Raw genomic sequence first — 17,035 nt, 5'->3', positions numbered from 1 at the left:
GGATGGTCTTCAACCGCAAGAAGAAGGTCGTGCCGTTCCGGACGGCAGGCGAACTGGACGCCATGGCGGCGGCGGGCGCGATCGTCGGCCGCGCTCTGGTGGCCGTGCGCGCGGCCGCCAAGCCCGGCGTGTCCACCGCGGAACTGGACGAGGTCGCCGAGCAGGTGATCCGGGACGCGGGCGCGGTGCCCTCCTTCAAGGGCTACCACGGCTTCCCGGCGTCCATCTGCGCATCGGTGAACGACCGCGTGGTGCACGGGATTCCGACGGCGGGGGAGATTCTCGCCGAGGGCGACCTGGTGTCCATCGACTGCGGCGCGATTCTCGACGGCTGGCACGGCGATTCGGCCTGGACCTTCGGCGTCGGCACCATCATCGAGGCCGATCGGTTGCTCAGCGAGGCGACCAAGTCGTCGATGGAGGCCGGTATCGCGGCGATGTTGCCCGGTAACCGGCTGACCGACGTCTCGCACGCCATCGAGCTGGGCACCCGTGCTGCCGAGAAGGAGCACGGGCGCGGCTACGGCATCGTCGACGGCTACGGTGGGCATGCCATCGGGCGCGAGATGCACCTCGATCCGTTCCTCGCCAACGAAGGCGAGCCCGGTAAGGGCCCGAAGCTCGTGGTGGGATCGGTGCTCGCGATCGAGCCGATGCTCACGCTCGGTACCACCCAGACGAAGGTGCTCGACGACGACTGGACCGTGGTCACCGTGGACGGCAGTCGTGCGGCACATTGGGAGCACACGGTCGCCGTCACGGAGGACGGACCCCGGATCCTGACGTTGCGTCCGGAGTAGTGCACGGCCGTCGGACGGGTCCGGTTCGGTGACACTGCGCGGCGAGGAAACGAGCCGCACCGACGCCAGGATTCCTGGTCGATCTCGCCGCTTCTCCGCGTGCAGGCACCATGCGCCGACACGCCACCGGGCGATACCCAGCGTTCGCTGGATCGGTGACGTCGTTCCTTGCACCCGCGTCCTTCGCGTCGAGCCGAAGCGGTGGGCCGGTCGGTGCCCGTGCGGGGTGGAACGGTTACTTTCTCCTTGGTTTCGAACTGTTCTGAACGATGCCGTCAGCGTATGGCGGGGCAGTAGCCGGTGACCTGAGTAGACCGCTACTCGAATCGGCTTGGCGCACGCCGCAGTTCGCCGCTATCCGGCCTGCTCCGTGGACACCGCGACGGGGCGGGCAACGCTGTGGCCTGGCTATTTCGTGTGCGTAAGTAGCCGTTCAATCCGCGCGGCGCAGAGTCGTTCGCAGCACCAAAGTGACTATCGGCAGATCGAATTCGCCTTCGGCCGTCTCCGGCCTCGCCAGCAGATAGGCCCTGGTCCGGGCGAGCACCTCGGTCCGCTCGTCGGGGGAGATCACCACCGTGTGCGATTGCGTACCGATGGTCGCGGTCAGGGACTCTGCGGTGCGCCGATGTCGGTGCGGGAAGGTGGACCGCTCGAACACGTGCCGGCGGAACAGCGGGTGGTCGGGTAGCGCCACTTGTTCGCTCGGCGGCAGGGGCGTGGATACGCTGGACCCGGCCACCTTTTTCAGCCCCGCGACCCACTCCACGGAGCTGTCGTCGGTGTTCCACAAGGCAGCGAGAACGCCGCCGGGCCGCAGCACTCGGAGGAACTCCGGATAGGCACGGTCCAAGTCAAACCAGTGGAAAGCCTGCCCCGCGACGATCGCGTCCACCGAATCGTCCGCGAGCGGAATGGCTTCGGCCGTACCGGCGTGGGCGGCGACGTCCGGGAATCGGCGGGCGAGTTCGGCGCGCATGTGCTCGTCCGGTTCGACGGCGATCACGGTGGCGCCTGCTTCGAGCAGACCCTCGGTCAGCTTGCCGGTTCCGGCGCCGAGATCGAGGACGGTCAACGGTCGCCGGTGGGCGACGGAGGCCAGCGCCCAGCGGATGGCCGCGGCGGGATAATCGGGACGGTGTTCGGCGTACGCGACGGCATGTGCGCCGAACGAACTCGCCCTTCTGGTGTGCAAGGCGAGCTTTTCTTCGTAGTCGTCCGGACTCCCCATCCGTTTCACTCTACGGATGGGGAGCCGCGACGGAACCTAAGATGCGCCGGGAAGTCTCCGGACGCCCGCGCAGACCTCGGCGGCCAGGTCGTCGTAGCCGACGGCCAGTTCGGCCAAGCGCTGCCAGGCGTCCCACAGATCCCATTCCGAACTGCTGGCCAGCGCCGCGTAGGCGTTCGCGGTGAACTGGGCCAGGCGATCGATCACGGCGCCGACGGTCTCGGTGTGCACGTGCGCCGCGCCGTGGGCGGGCGGCAATTGCGTGGTGATCCAGCGATCGATGTCGTGAATCAGGCTCGCACGCAACGCGTCTATCTCGCCGAGTGATTCGGGTCCCGCGCTGAGCCTGCGTTCGTGCAACGTGGTGAGTTCGTGTGCGCAGCGCAGCATCGGATTGCTCTCGTGCATCTCGCCTCGGCAGGCTTGCAGCACTTGATGTTTCGCCGGAAGAACCGCCCCGGTGGTCATCGCCCGGCCGTTCTCGTGCAGGACCGTACGGTGTCGATGATGGACGAGCCGGAGGGACGGAAACCGTTCTCGGGAGCCACGATCCAGTGCCGATAGTCGGCGTCGGCCACGGCGGGAGACGGCAGTGCGATCTCACCGCCGGAGGGCACGATGGAGACGTTGAGACGGAACAGTTCCGCGAACAGCCGGACGTCGTCGGGTAAGTCGGGGCGGGTGAGGAAGGTCCACCGTTTGGACCGAACGTGAGAAACGATCGGGCCCAACGCTATTCGGCGATGGGTGAGATCGTCGCGAACTTTCTGCCCCAACGCGGCGGGCATCGTGATCGCGCCGACGAATCCGGCGCGGAGGACGATTCGGCCTATCTCCGGATGGACTCCGGCGGGCAGGTCGCAGGTGTGTCGATAGTAGGCGCATCGGGCGGTCGGGGTATCCGCCAACGCCAGTTGGTCCATAGGGCCCTCGGGTAGCTTCGTGTGACTTTTTCCAAGCCGCCCGGACGGCGCTGCGGCACCAGTGCTGTGATCCGGTTCATCGTGCGGGCGTTGTCTCAGTAGAGCACTCCATGGAGCGGATCAAACATTCCGTTCAATTAGTTCTCGAGAAATTCGTTCGCCCGCCGGTTACCGGCGGGTGTGGTTACCGGTAGGGTGCGCGGGGATGCCCCGCGTTCAACTCGGCGTACGTAATTCCTGGTCAAACGACCTGTGTAGATGCGGGGCGAGAACGCGGGGAGTTTTGTTCAGCGCCGTCGCTGACGGGTGCGCTACCTTGCCGCAAATCGATACCGCGGCAGCGCGCCTCAGGGTGTCGTGCGGAAGTACAGCACGCGGTCGCCGTGCTCGGACAATGGCGTGTCGACACTGATCTGGCGCAGGCCGCAGTCCGGCAGGTAGGTGAGGTTGGCGAACACCTTCGTGTTGCCGAAGGCCGCGCGCAGCTTGCTCTCCGTCGCCCGGTCGGGGTTGTACAAGGCCAGCGTCTCGAAATCGAGTGGCGCGAGCGGTTTGTCGAGGGGGGCCTGCCCGGCAGGACGGCCGAGCGCGGCGTACTGGGTGGCCGTACCGCGCTCGTACCAGCACAACTCGTAGGCCACGTCCTCAGTGACCGTGATCGCCGCGACCGGCCAGTCCTGGGAGAGGCGCAATGCCAGTGGATGTTTCGCCACCGGGGTGAGTTCCCAGTTCAGGCTCATGACCGTCACCCAGCCGCCGTAGGGCTGGTCGATCAGCACGATGTCGTCGCCGAGGGTGGCGGAGGTGTTCAGCTTCGGCTCGCGGATCTTCCACTTCGACTCGGTCGTACCGAGATAGCTGTCGCGGTCGAGGGGATAGGCGTCGTCGACGGCGTAGGCCGCGATGATCGCGGCGCGCACCTGGGCGATGGCGTCCCGTTCCGGCACGTAGACGCTGAGCGCGCCGAAGGTGGAGCCGATCTGGACCGGCGTCGACGGCTGATCCTGCTCGGTGCCCGGCGCGAGCGGTCGCAGGCCGACGAGAGCCAGCTTCCAGTTGATCTCCTCGACGGTCGACAGGTCGCCGGAGGATTTGAACATGATCTGCTGCTGGGTGAGCCGTCCGGCTCCCTCCAGGGTGCGGCAGCCCAGTTCGACCAGCGCCCGGTGCGACTTGGGAGTGAGATCCAGGTCCTGGATGCCGCAGGCGCGCAACCGGATCGACATGGTGGTGGAGGTGAACGCGGCGTACCGCTCCCGGTACATGGCGATGGCCTGCTTGCGCGACCGGCCCACCATGAGCGTGCGCAGCAGCGTGCTCAAGCTGGCCAGGTACTTGCCGGACAACTCCGGGTTCGCCGCGGCCAGGCCGGCGCGGATGCGGGCCGCCTCCTCGGTCGCGGCCACGGCGGCGTCCTGGTCCAGCCTGCCCAGCCAGACACCGCACTTGGACAGGCCGTCGGCGCACGGGCCCGCGACTTCCGGATGCGCCCGCGCCACTTGCCGGTAGACGTCACAGGCGCGCCGGATCGTCGTGGTGGCCAGTTCCCTGCGCCCGCTGTGCCGTGCCGCCTGCTCGAAGGAGCGCAGCGCGTCGTTCAATTCCCCGGCCAGACGGGCGGTGAGCACTTGGCCCCTGGACAGCAGGCGCAGGCGGATCGCCACCGCTTCTTCGGCGGGCGCCAGCGCTTCCCTTGTGCGGTCGCGCGTCGAGCCGTTGTTCTTGGTGGCGATCAGCCCCTTGGCGAGTTCGCCGAGCGAGGTGGCCAAGCGCAATTCGGATTCGACCGTCCGGTCGAGGGCCGCATACCGATCCGCCGCGATCTGACGCTCCATCGCGTCCAGATCCATCGCGCTCCTCGTTTCCAGCATGATCCTCCGCCAACGCGCGGCAACCGCGCAACACATTCTTCTGCGCACCGAGTTTGTCACGCTTGCCGCCCGCGCGCACCTGTATCCCGCCAGGCAGACCGGGTCGTTCGGCGGTCGGCGACCCACGCGGCGGCCGACGCGATGGCGGAAGGCATGATCGAGGGTTGTGCGAGCCCTTCTACAGCGCGTGAGATCGGCCCGGGTGACGGTCGGCGAGCAGGTCGTCGGAAGGATCGATCCGGTGGTCGACGGCCTCCCGCACGGCCTGGTCGCCCTGGTCGGCGTGACGCACTCCGACACCGAGGCGACCGCGCGGGCATTGGCCGACAAGGTGTGGCGGTTGCGCATCCTCGACGGGGAGCGCTCGGCCGCGGACCTCGGCGCGCCGATTCTGGTGGTCAGCCAGTTCACGCTGTACGCGGACACGAAGAAGGGCAGGCGTCCGTCGTGGTCGGCGGCCGCGCCCGGCGCTGTCGCCGAACCACTCGTCGAGCACTTCGCGGAGGCGTTGCGCGAACTCGGCGCAACCGTGGCCACCGGGCGGTTCGGCGCGCACATGCACATCGACCTGGTGAACGACGGTCCGGTCACCCTTATGGTGGAGCTGTGAGCTGTTGTCCTGCTCCGAAAATCGGGGGCTCCGAGCGTATCTGGTGATCCGCGCCGCGCTCGACCTGGGCGCGGAGTCTGCCCGCAAACATCGAGGAATTTCCCGTTCACGTTGACGTCACTGGTGATTAGTCATCCGCTGTTACCGTGGGTGGGAAGGACTCGAGGGTGGAGGAGCGGACGCAATGGCGGACAATGTCGAATTCGATGAGCATCTGTTCCGCAAGGCGGCCCAGAAGACGGGGCATGTCCAGGACCGGATCACCGGCATCATAGACAGATTGAGCACGTCGATCGCGGCGCGGGGGAACTGGTGGGGCAACGACAGTATCGGCCGTAACTTCGCCAACGGCCCGGACGGCTCGGGCGGTTACACCACGACCAGGGACAACCTGATCAAGGGCGCACGAAACATGGCGGGCACGTTCGAGAACTTCAGCAAAGGACAGACGAAGACCGCGAATCTGCTGCGCGACATGGAGCACGGCAACCGCGACGGCATCCGCTGACCCGGGGTTCACCGACCGATGACGAACGAGCAAGCCAAGGCGGACTTGGCCGACATCCTCGACGGCGTCCAAGAACAGATGCGGATCATCGCACGGTTGCAGCAGGAGCGCGCCGAACTGACCGGCCGCGCGACGGTGCGCGGCAAGCGGGTGACGGTGGTCGTGAACGCCGACAACACGGTGATCGATACCCAGTTCGGGCCCAATATCGAGGACCTCAGCCATGCCGAGATCGCCAAGGCGGTCACCGAGGCCGCGCAGCTGGCCAGTGCCGACGTGGCCCGCAAGACACGGGATCTGATGGCTCCCTTGGACACTCATCGGGCCCGGATGCCGAAGCTGTCCGATCTGGTCGATGGCATGCCCGAGGTGCGCGCTCCGGAACCCGTCCCGGCTCCGACGGCGCCGCCGAACGCGCGGGAGCGCAGGGAGTTCTCCGACGGCAGCGGCATGCGCTTCACCGATACCGAGACGGTAGAACGCGATCGTGGTGGATCGGTCACCGATTCCAGCTGGTGACCTCGGTGGCCGCACCGGGCCGTCGAGGTAGCTGAGCATGGCCATCGAGCTGCCCGGCGCGCTGAAGTACCTCGAGCCGATCGTCGGCATGGAGTGGCCCGAGGGCAACGAGGACCAGATGTGGGCCTTGGGCGGGGACTGGCGGACCGCCGCGTCCGAGTTGCGCTCGGTCATCCCCGACATCGTGGCGGCCAAGAGCGCGTCGATGACCGCCTATCCCTCGGGCGACGGCTACGAGGAGATGGTCAAGGCCTTCGACAGCTTCCTGACATTCGGCGGCGGCAACCCGCAGGACGACCAGACGCTGTCGAAGCTGGCCGACTACTTCAAGGAGATCGGCGACTCCGCTTACGACGTCGGCACCGAGATCGAGTACGGCAAGCTGATGTACTGGTCGTCGCTGGCGTTGCTGGCGGGGGAGCTGGCGGCGTCGTTCGCGTCCGGCCCGTTCAAGCCCGCGGTGGACGCGGCGGCGATCGCGGCCACCCGGATCGCGGTCCGCATCATCGGTCAGCGGTTGGTGCAGGCGGTGATCCAGCGCGTGGGCCGGATCGTGGCGAACCGGTTCGTGAGCTTCCTGCTCCGGCACATCGCGATCGACACGATCCTCGGCACCATGCAGGAACTCGGCGTGCAGGCCTATCAGGTCGAGCAGGGGCACCGCAAGAACATCAACGTCGAACAGGTCGTCGTCACCGCCGTCAGCTCCGCGGCGGGCGGCGCCGCGGCGGGGCCGTTGGGCGAGAAGCTCGGCCACGCGCTGACCCGGCGGTTCGGCCCGGAGTTCAATCCGTTCCTGCACGGCATCATCACTGGGACGACGGCGGGATTGGCCGGCGCGGGAGCGGGTTTCGTCGGCGCGACCGCGACACAGTTCGGCTTCGATGTCGCGACCGACGGGTTGGACCAGGCGCTGCAGAACCTGGGGAACACGCCGGTCGACTGGCGGATGTTCACCGCGGGCGCCTCCAACGGCGCGATGACCAGCGTCGCGAAGGTCGGTTCCGCGCACATGTGGAACAAGATGATGCCGACCACGATGAGTCGTCCCGACTTGGGAACCCGCCTGAACAATCTCTTCGCCGACGCGGGCGGGGCGCGGGTGGGCTACCGGCCCGATGGCGCGGGAACGACCGGCGCGGGCGACGGCAGTCTGGCTCCAGGCGCTGGGAACACTTCCGGTGCGTCGGACACGTCCGGGGCGACGAACGGTGCGGGCGCTCCGCGCGCCGGAATGCCCGCGGCCGGCGGCAATAGTTCATCGAACTCCGGCGGCACGGATACGTCGCGCGCCACCGGTGCGTCCGGGGGAGATCGGGTTTCGAGCGCGGCCTCCGATGGCGCGAGGTCGGAGGGCAACGACGCCGGGCGGAGTGGTGAGTCCGGCACTCCGGCGCAGACCGGCGAGCAGGGCACGTCCGGCGAGCGCGCGTCGTCGGGTGAGCGCGCGTCGTCGGGTGAGCAGTCGTCCTCTGGTGAGCGGTCTACGTCGGGTGAGCAGTCGTCGTCTGGTGAGCGGTCTACGTCGGGTGAGCAGTCGTCGTCTGGTGAACGGTCCACGTCGGGTGAGCAGTCGTCCGGCGAGCACTCGTCGTCGGGGGAACGGTCCACCGGTGAGCGGTCGGCGTCCGACACCGGCGCGGGGCTCGCCGACGAAGGAAGACAGGACCGCGGCGCCGGAGCCGGTCGGTCCGAAGAGCCGAATATCGCCGCGGGTCAGCATGATAGGGCTACCGAACCGGGGGCCGCCCAGCGCGGCACCGTCGACGGCGTGCAGAACACGGAGACGCGATCGGTATCGGACACGGCGCCGACGGGCGCGACGCCGGCCGTGGGCGCTCCGCTGACCGGCCACCCGGCGTCGCCACACGCCGGACCGAGTATCGCGAGCACGCCGCCGTCCACTGGTGTCGCGCCGGGCGCGACGCACGCGTCTCCTGCTTCGCCGGGATCGAGCGACGCACGGCCCGCGTCGTCCACCGATTCGCGCGCCCAGGCCGCCAACCCGGACAGCAGGGCGGCCGCCGACCGGGGCCGGGCCGGTGTGGCCGATCGCGCCGCCGGTTCCGCTCGCGACGAGGCCGGGGTGCGTGCGGGCAAGGCCGACTCCGAGGCGCCGCGAGCCGAATCCAGGCGGGAGGCGGGCGCGACCCGTCAGGTCGGGGAGACGCGCCAGGACGGCGGGGCGCGCCCGGCCGGAGAGACGCGTCAGGCGAATGCGGATCGACCGGGCGAGGCGTCGCGATCACGCGATACCTCGGAATCCGACGACGGCAGGCGCGATACCGCGGAACCGGTTGTGCTGCCGCTCGCCGGTGACGCAGGTGAGTCCAGACCGGCGCGCCGCCCCGGCGGGGATACCGATGGCCCGGCCCGCCGCCCGGGCGGGGATGCTGATGGCCCGGCCCGCCGCCGGAGTGCGGACACCGATGGCCAGGCTCGCCGGGACACCGACGAGACGACGCGGGACGATCCGGATTCCGATGCGCAACAGGATCATCCGAAGAATCGCGGGGAGTGCGCCAGGCTGTCGCTCGCGGAACTCCAGGAGGCCACCGGTAGCGATACCATCCGGCCGCCGGACGAGCCGGTCGGCGAGCGCGGCATGTCCCTGCGTGAAATCGAGGAGGCCGCGGGCGGGCGTCTCTGGGACTACCCGGACGGCGGGCCGGACGAGTCTCGTCACCAGGGCATCGCCGACGAATTGCTGCGGATGGCGGCGGGGATAGACTCGCGCGATGTCGCCGAAGGCCGTGGACCGCGCGCCCTCGTGGTGGACGAATACACCGGCCCGGTCGACGAGCACGGGGTCGGCGCGCACGCCTACACCTTGACCGTGCGCATGCATCCGGACACCGGCGAGTTCCGCCTCGAGGTGTCCGACCCGGGAGCGGAGAGCCGCAAGGGGTTCCCGCCGGACGTGCCGTCGGACCTCCGCTCGGTATCGGCGATCCTGTTCGACGGTGCGGGAAAGGTGGTGCCGCCGAGCGGCTCCGACCCGCGCGTGCGGCCGGCCGACGATCGGCCGATCTATGGTCCCGAGGGCGAGATCGCGGGTCGGCGCGATGGCGAGACGCCGAAGCAGTTCCGCGCGCGGTTGCGCGCCGAGATGGCCGACATGCACTCCAGGCGCGCCGCCGAGCAAGCGCGGCAGCTGCGTGACCTGATCGACCGAATCGATGAGGCGGATCTGCCCGAAGGGGTGACGAAACGCTCGCTGCGGATCAAGGCGGGACAGGCCGAATGGCATGCCCGCGAGTTCCGCAAGAACGCCGACACCTGGTGGCGGGTCGCCGGTGGGCGTCCCGCAGACGATGCCCCGATACCGCCGCGTTCGCCGTCGGACCCGGTGCGTTCGCGCGATGACTCGAATGCACTTGACCCAGCACGGGTTGCGCCGGGTGACCGTGAACCGGGCGCTGCGGATGAAGCGAATCGGCCGTCTGATCCGGCGACGCCGCCGCGCGTCGGCGACGAGGTGCCGGAACCGGGTGATCGGAAGGTGGCGCCGCTGGACCGCGGCGATACGGAACCGGCGCGCTCGCGTGACGACTCGAATGCGTCCGATCCTGAACGTGTTCCGCCGGGTGACCGTGAGCCGGGCGCTGCGGATGAAGCGAATCGGCCGTCTGATTCGGCGACGCCGCCGCGCCTCGGTGACGAGGTGCCGGAACCGGGTGATCGGAAGGGGGCGCCGCTGGACCGCGGCGGTGCGGAGGGCGATGGCGCGCGGCCCACACGCGACCGCACTCCGGCGCTCGACGAGTCGCCCGACTTCCTCGGTGAATCCGACGACGCCGAGCACCGGTCGGAGCACGGCGACGACGATGTGCCCACCGGTATGTACCGCGACGCCGACGGGGTGCTGCACAAGTTCGGTGATCGGCCCGACTCCTACCGGGATCCGGACGGAACGTGGCATCACGAAGACGACGCCGCGGGCACCTACCGCGACGACAGCTTCCGGCTGCACGACGAGCTGACCAAGGAATATCTCAGCGATCCGCTGACGAGCCGCCCCTACCGGTTCATGGCCGATCCCGGCGACAAGCAGCCGTACGCCGTGGTCGACGCGAAGATCGCAGCCCAGATCGCGGAAACGGTCACCGAGCGGGCGACGGTGGAGGCGCAGCGCAACAAGGCCAATGACGCGGTCAAGCGGCACATGGCGGAGTTCGAGATCAAGAAGATCAGCGATCTGGCCGAGGAGAAGCTCCCCGGGCGCGTGGAGAAACTCGAGATCGAGATTCTCGAATCCGACCTCTCCGACGAGGAGAAGCAGGCGAAGCTGGATCGCCTCGGCGAGATGGAGCGCAACGCCGCGGAGTTCAACCGGCTGGGTCCGTTGCTGGTGAAGGCGTCCAAGACGCTCGGCGAACTGGCGGGCAGGGCGTTCGGGCTCGACTCGGAAGCGCGGCCGGGGGCGATACTGCTGTCGCCGTTCGAGGGCGCGATCGATGGCGCCGATACCGTCGACATAGCGGTGCTGGTTCCCGGCGCCGACGGTGGTCCGCCGAAACTGGTGGTGATCGAGGCCAAGGGTGTCCACTGGGACCTTGGCGGTTCGAAAGTAGCTGAAGCGCAACAGGGTTCGCCGGAGTATCTGCGCCGTACGGCCGCGATCGACAAGAACTTGCGGCGGATTCTGACCGAGACGCCCGAGGAGATGGCGGCGCGAGGCGTCGACCCGGACAGCGCTGCGGGGCGGGCGCTGGCGAAGGCGCGTGAGCAACTGCTGGAGGCGCACCGGAACGGGACGCTGGAGGTCGAGTACCACCTGGTGCACGCCACCAAGAATGGCGTTGTCACCTCGCGCGAGTTCAACCTTCATCGGGACGGCGCGCTGGTGCGGGTCGATGTCATCGGCGGCATCGAATCGCCGGCGCTGGCGCGAACACCGGCTCGAGCGCCGCTGGCCGACGCCTCGGTACCTGATGCCGACGCTCCGGTACGCGATACCGGCACCTCGGCGCGCGACACCGGCACTCCGGCGCGGGACGCCGACGATTCGTCGGTCCCGCCGCAGGACGGCGACAGCGACGTGGCCGCCGCCCGCGATGCGGAGCTGCTCGGCGTTCCGGGCGAGGACGAATGGTCGCACCTGAGTCCGGAGGAGGTCGGCGAGCGGCTGCAGGAGCACCTGCGCGACGCCATGCGGAACCCCGACTTCGAAGTCTTCGGGTTCGACCTCGACGGTCTGAACCCCGAGGTGGTGCGGGAATACGCCAGGGCAATGGTCGATCTGGTCGATCGGTTCCCGTCCGCCGACCTGCGCAGCATCGGTATCGGCGGGCTGCCGCCCGAGGTGATCGGCATGGCGCAGCCACGGCTGGACGCGTCCGGCCGCATGTTCACCGAATCGATCGTCCTCAGTTACGACCACGCGACCGGTGCGCAGACCTTCCGGGACCGGATGCGGATCGGTGTGGACAACGGCCGGTTCTCCGCGGAAGTTCTGGGCCGTCCGGTCCGTGCCGTCGTGGCGCACGAATACGGGCACGCGCTCGACCACGCGAGCCAGCAGAGCGCACGCCATCGCGCCGAGGAACACCTGTACGAGCGCTATCTCGACGACGACACCCGCGACCCCGGTCTCGCTTTCGAGGATTGGCTGCACCAGCTCAGCGGCCACAGCTTCGACCGCGACGGCAACCTGCGGCCGGAAGAGGCGCTGCCCGAGGCGTTCGCCGATCACGTGCTCCGTGGCGACGACGAACCGGTCAGCGCGCCCGCCCGAGCGCTACACGACCTGCTGACCCGGCTGGCCGCCGAGCCGCCGGAGAACAGCGACGCGCCGCTCTCGCTCGACGCCGACCACATCGACCTTCCGAACGACGGTTCGCGAGCGCGTGACCCCGACGACTCGTTCGGTCGCGACGGGGACGTCCTGTTCGAGGGCGACCTGCCGGAGGACGGGACGCCGCTGTATCGCGGCATCCCCCGGTTACTGCCCGACGGGTCGGTGAATCCGTCGTATCGCGAGGCGATTTCGGGACGCGCGGTGCCACGCGGAACCGTGGACTTGTCCGCCGAAGAGCACATCTCCCAGCGCCGCGCCGCCGAGAGCGACACCACGTCGTGGTCGCGTACGCGCAGTGCCGCCGAGGCATTCGCCGACGGCGACGGGGTGATCCTGGAATGGCGCACCGGGGCGCCGCCGGAGGGCGCGTCCTGGAAGTACAAGCCGATCTTCGATCTGCCGGACCAGTTCTCCCAGGTGCTGATCCAGGGGACGCTGCACGACGCGCGCGCGACCAGGTTCGTCGCCGCCGACGCGCATCCCGATCTCGCGGTCGGGGAGCACCCGGAGCAACCGGCGGGCGACCCGGCGCCGCCACGCACGCCGGATGACGAGCCCGCGGCGCATGCCCCCGACACCGAACTGCTCGGCGCACCGACCGATGACGAATGGTCGCGCCTGAGCCCGGCGGAGGTCGGCGAGAAACTACGCGACGACCTGCGCCGGATGACGGACAACCCGCAGTTCGAGGTGTTCGGCTTCGACCGCGACGGTCTCAACCCGGAGGCGGTGCGCGAGATCGCCCGCGCGATGGTCGACCTGCACTCGCGCTTCCCGCAGGTCGACATCCGCCGCATCGGCATCGGCGACCTACCGGACAAGGCGATCGCGGAGGCGCGTTCCGGGTACGAGGACGGGCACCACTACACCGAGTCGATCACGGTGAGCCCGAAATACGTCGCGAGCGCGCGGGACCTGCGGCAGACGATGACCGACCGGGTCGGCGACGGGTTGTACGACCGGGCGGTCCTGCGGCGGCCCGCGTATTCGATCGCCGTCCACGAGTTCGGGCACGCGCTGGAATCCGCGGGTGACAACGCCGCCAGGCGCGGAGCCGAGGACCAGCTGCTCGACCACTACATGGACAACCATCCGGACAACCGGACGATGGACGGTTTCACGGAATGGTTGCGCGACAACCTCAGCGGCTACAGCCTGACGTCCCAAGGGATCGAACCGTCGGAGGCGATGGCCGAGGCGTTGGTCCAGGTGGTCGCCCACGGTCGCGACAACGTGGCCGAGCCGGTCCGGATGCTGTACGACCGGTTGATCGATGCGGTCGAGGGCGATGCGAAGCTGCTCGGTGCGCCGTTCGACGACGAGTGGTCGCGGCTGGGTCCGGCGGAGGTCGGGGAGAAGCTGCGCGACACGATGCGGCGGATCACGGGCAATGCCGAGTTCGAGGTGACGGGCTTCGACCGGCCCGGCCTCAACGGGGAGGTGCTGCGGGAATACGCCCGGTCGATGGTCGAGATGTTCGAGCGGAACCCGCAGGCGAATCTGCGTCGATTCGTCGTCGGCGAGCTGCCGCGCGGCGTCTTCGCCGAAACCGGGCAGTTGATCGAGCACGGCACCCGGCGGGTGTACGCGGACGACCTGCTGATCAACGAGCACTATGCCGCGAGCGCGACGGAGTTCCGGAAGGCCGTCGAAGAGAGCGTCGAATCGGGATGGTTGCATTCGAGCGCCACCCGCAGGCCCGTCCATGCGCTGGCGGTCCACGAGTTCGGCCACATCCTCGACATCAGCAGCGGTGGCTACGCCCGGCGCAAGGTCGACGCCGCGTTGCTGAACCACTACATGTCCAAGCAGCTGGGCGAACCGACTACCGAGGGCTACCTGGCGTGGCTGAAGGACAACCTCAGCGGATACAGCTTCGACAAGTCCGGGCAGCTCAACCCGGCGGAGGCGCTGGCCGAGGCGTTCGCCGAAGTGCGGTCGCGTGGCCTGTTCCAGGTGAGCGAACCAACGCGGGTGGCCTACAGCCTGCTGCACGAAGCGGTCGACCGCGGTGGCCGCCGCGGGTGGCTCGGCCGGTTCATGGACGGGCTGCGGCTGGAGCGGTTCATCTCGCGCGATGAGCCGGGCGGGTTCGAACGCGACGCCGTCGAAGCGCCGCAGAACTCCGAGCGACACGCGGTTCGGGCAGACGACCCCCGGGACGGGGAGGAGCCGCGACGCCGAACCGATGCACCGCCCGCCGATCTCACCGAACCCGTCACCGCCGGTAGCGACGCGAACGGCGCGCGTGATCTGGTCCGCCCGGACGAGGCGCAACCCGCAGGCTGGCACCATCGCCCGACCGATGTGGCCGCGGCGGAAGTACGTGAAGTGCTGGTGCGCAGCGAGATCGGCAGGCAAGCGCTCACCCGGCTGCGCGACCTCGGCGCCGCCGTCCGGTTCGAGGAACCCGGCGACGGTCCCGGACAGCCGGACGGGTTCGACGGGCGGACGATGGAAGTGTTCATCGGCACCCGTGGCCGCGACCAGCTGGCGCAGGCGGCGGCGGTCGTGCGGGCGGCGGAGCTGGCCGGTGCGGTCGCCGAGGGCAGACTCGAGGTGAACCCGGCCCGGATCCGCGCGCTGGACCGCGCCGATCACGTCGCCGCGCGGGTGCGGGTGGAGGCCGAAGCGCTCGGCCGCCAAGCCGAATTCCACCGGGAGATGCGCGAGGCCGGTTACGACCCGTACGGCGGGCCGGTGCGCGATGTGATCGATGCCGCGCAGCGCAGCGCGCTGGAATCGGCCTATCTGGATGTCTTCGACCGGCCCGTCGAGCCGGATGGCCTTGTGGACGACCCGGCGCGCCGGGCGATCCGGGATGCGGAGGCGGTTCGGCTGACCGCCCGGCGTGACGCCGCGGCCGCGGCGGTCGACGCGGCGCGGGCGCTGCGTGCGGAGGCGGCTCGCGGCCTGGCGGACGACGGGCAACTGAGCACTCGCCCCGCACTGGCCGACACCATGGAGCAGTTGCACGGCCGGACGATCCGGATCGACCAGGCGAGCGCCTGGCGGGACCGGTTGTCGGAACTGGAGCGGGCGTCGCTGCGGGTGTTCGACCTCGAGGAGGTGCGCAACCGCGCCGACGCGGACCTGCGTCGGGTGTTGGACCTGGATGTCTGGGAACGGCAATCGGATTCGGGCGTGGACAGTGAGCGACGGCGCGCGGCGGGCGTGGCCGAGTTGCTGGTCGATCCGCGATTCGACGCACCGGAGGATCCACGCAAGGGCGTCAGCGGACGGCACGAGGCGGGCGAGGAGTGGGACGCCGCGCACCGCTCACCCGAGGGGGCGGCGGAATACGCTCCCTCCGATCTCGCGACGGCCCGCGAACTGGATCGGCTCCAGCGGGCGGAGGCGGCGGCCAGGCGCGAGCTGGCGCGCGTCGAGGCGGATTGGGATCGCGCGTTCCGGCGGCTGCAGGACGGATTCAACCTTCCCGACGATGAGATCCCGTCCACCCGGCAGGAAAAGTTCGACCTGGTCCGGGAACGGTCCGAGCGTATCGACATCTGGAACGGCACCAGCTACGTGCTGCTGCTGGCGGATCTGACCGCGCAGCACACGCGGGCGACCACGGAGCATGCCCGCGTACTGGGCGAGATCACCGACATCGTGCGGCGGGACCTGTCCGACCGCGCCGCCCTGGCCGGAGAACCGCCACCCACCGACATCCGGGTGCGTTTCGACGAATCCGGTGACCTGCACGTCCTCCGAGACGCCGCCGACGCGCCCGCGCCGGCCGATCCGCCCCGGCACTGGGTGGGCGAGGGGACGCACCAGCGGACGATCACCGAGCACGCGGCCGCATTGCGGAACGAGGCACTGGTCGAACTCAGCGGCAGTCGACAGGGCAGATGGGCGGCGGCCGTGCTCGAGCGGCTCGGGGTGGACATCCGGTTCAGCGCCGAGTCCGAGGCGAGCATCCGTCGCATGGACAGCGGCCGCTACGGACTGCGGCCGGACGCGGGCTACAACCCGGTCACCAATACCGTCGTGCTGGAATCCGACGCCGGATCTCGGCGGCACGCAGCGGAATTGGTGCGCGCGGCGCGGCTGGCCGAGCAGATGAACGAGGCAGCGGGCGAACCGCTGGCGCGGCTGACCCTTTCCCGCGACGAATACGTCGACCTGATGCTGGACCGGATGGCCGAGGCGTACGCCCTGATGTACGCGGGCAACGCCGACGACACCGGCATGATCGATCCGAACCGGATCGGCGTCGACGACCTGGAACGCGCCTACGGCAAGGCCTACGACGACGCGCTGCGCTACGCCGAGAAGACGTACTGGAAGTCGGGCGTCGTCCGGTCCTTCCCGCTATACCACCGGGCCGCCTTCCGCGCCGGTGTGCGCGCCGTGCGTGAGCACCTGAACCACCTCGGGCCGCACGTCGACTGGCGCGACTACGGCGATCACTTCGGGGCGGCATGGGACCGGGCGCACGGCATCACGCCGACCGAACGCGTCGTCGATGCCGACGCACAGGCGCGCGACAGCCGTGCCAGGGCCGGGGAGCGCGCCACGCATGTCGCGCTGGAGATCGAAAGCCTGCGCATGCTGCGCGATCTGGGCGAATACGTCCCGGTCAGCCCGGCCGAACGCGCGTACACCGAGGCCTACGACAAGGCGTACCCCAAGGCGGAGAAGGCGCATCGCCGCAACCCCGAGGCTCCGCCGCCGGAGCAGGCCGCCCACCGGGCGGGACGCGAGGCGGTACGGCGCTATCTCGACCGGGTCGGCTTGGACCGGGCCGAGATCGCCCTGGACGTC

The 17,035-nt window shown here is 69.4% G+C and carries 9 protein-coding genes (1 of these 9 only partly in view); 5 read left to right on the top strand and 4 right to left on the bottom strand.

Going from position 1 to position 17,035, the window contains the following annotated elements; translation table 11 throughout:
- Window positions 1–2: 2 nt before the first annotated feature.
- Complete coding sequence (gene map / locus ACL03I_RS26985; protein ID WP_355076141.1) at window positions 3–800, top strand: type I methionyl aminopeptidase; 798 nt, start codon at window positions 3–5, stop codon at window positions 798–800.
- 433 nt (window positions 801–1,233) lie between these two features.
- Here the strand turns inward: map and ACL03I_RS26980 are convergent, their stop codons facing one another.
- From ACL03I_RS26980 to ACL03I_RS26965, 4 genes are all read right to left on the bottom strand, one after another.
- Window positions 1,234–2,031 (bottom strand): class I SAM-dependent methyltransferase, encoded by a 798-nt coding sequence (locus tag ACL03I_RS26980; RefSeq protein ID WP_397277082.1) that lies wholly within the window; start codon window positions 2,029–2,031, stop codon window positions 1,234–1,236.
- A 36-nt stretch (window positions 2,032–2,067) separates the two neighbouring features.
- Window positions 2,068–2,499: a DUF4254 domain-containing protein gene (locus tag ACL03I_RS26975; protein ID WP_355076145.1), complete on the bottom strand. Its 432-nt coding sequence runs from the start codon at window positions 2,497–2,499 to the stop codon at window positions 2,068–2,070.
- Window positions 2,496–2,954: a DNA-directed RNA polymerase subunit beta gene (locus ACL03I_RS26970; RefSeq protein WP_356964781.1), complete on the bottom strand. Its 459-nt coding sequence runs from the start codon at window positions 2,952–2,954 to the stop codon at window positions 2,496–2,498. The genes ACL03I_RS26975 and ACL03I_RS26970 overlap by 4 nt, the downstream gene beginning before the upstream one ends.
- Window positions 2,955–3,301: 347 nt before the next feature.
- Window positions 3,302–4,825: a hypothetical protein gene (locus tag ACL03I_RS26965; RefSeq protein ID WP_355076149.1), complete on the bottom strand. Its 1,524-nt coding sequence runs from the start codon at window positions 4,823–4,825 to the stop codon at window positions 3,302–3,304.
- Between the two features lie 166 nt (window positions 4,826–4,991).
- On the opposite strand from ACL03I_RS26965, the gene dtd reads away from it, so the two are divergent.
- The 4 genes from dtd to ACL03I_RS26945 form a co-directional block, all read left to right on the top strand.
- Complete coding sequence (gene dtd / locus ACL03I_RS26960) at window positions 4,992–5,435, top strand: D-aminoacyl-tRNA deacylase (protein WP_355076151.1); 444 nt, start codon at window positions 4,992–4,994, stop codon at window positions 5,433–5,435.
- 184 nt (window positions 5,436–5,619) lie between these two features.
- A complete protein-coding gene (locus tag ACL03I_RS26955; protein WP_412807243.1) occupies window positions 5,620–5,943 on the top strand; it encodes a hypothetical protein in 324 nt (107 codons plus the stop codon).
- An 18-nt stretch (window positions 5,944–5,961) separates the two neighbouring features.
- Window positions 5,962–6,462, top strand: coding sequence for a YbaB/EbfC family nucleoid-associated protein (locus tag ACL03I_RS26950; RefSeq protein WP_412807242.1), 501 nt, complete (start codon window positions 5,962–5,964; stop codon window positions 6,460–6,462).
- A gap of 37 nt (window positions 6,463–6,499) precedes the next feature.
- Window positions 6,500–17,035 carry the 5' portion of a WXG100-like domain-containing protein gene (locus ACL03I_RS26945; RefSeq protein WP_412807241.1) on the top strand. 22,392 nt of this gene lie beyond the right edge of the window, so only the first 10,536 of its 32,928 coding nucleotides appear in the window; the start codon lies at window positions 6,500–6,502; its stop codon lies beyond the right edge, outside the window.

The organism is Nocardia sichangensis, from assembly GCF_047200615.1.
Lineage (GTDB): Bacteria > Actinomycetota > Actinomycetes > Mycobacteriales > Mycobacteriaceae > Nocardia > Nocardia sichangensis.
Note: the sequence above shows the minus strand (reverse complement) of the source record. Positions and strands in the feature narration are given on the sequence as shown.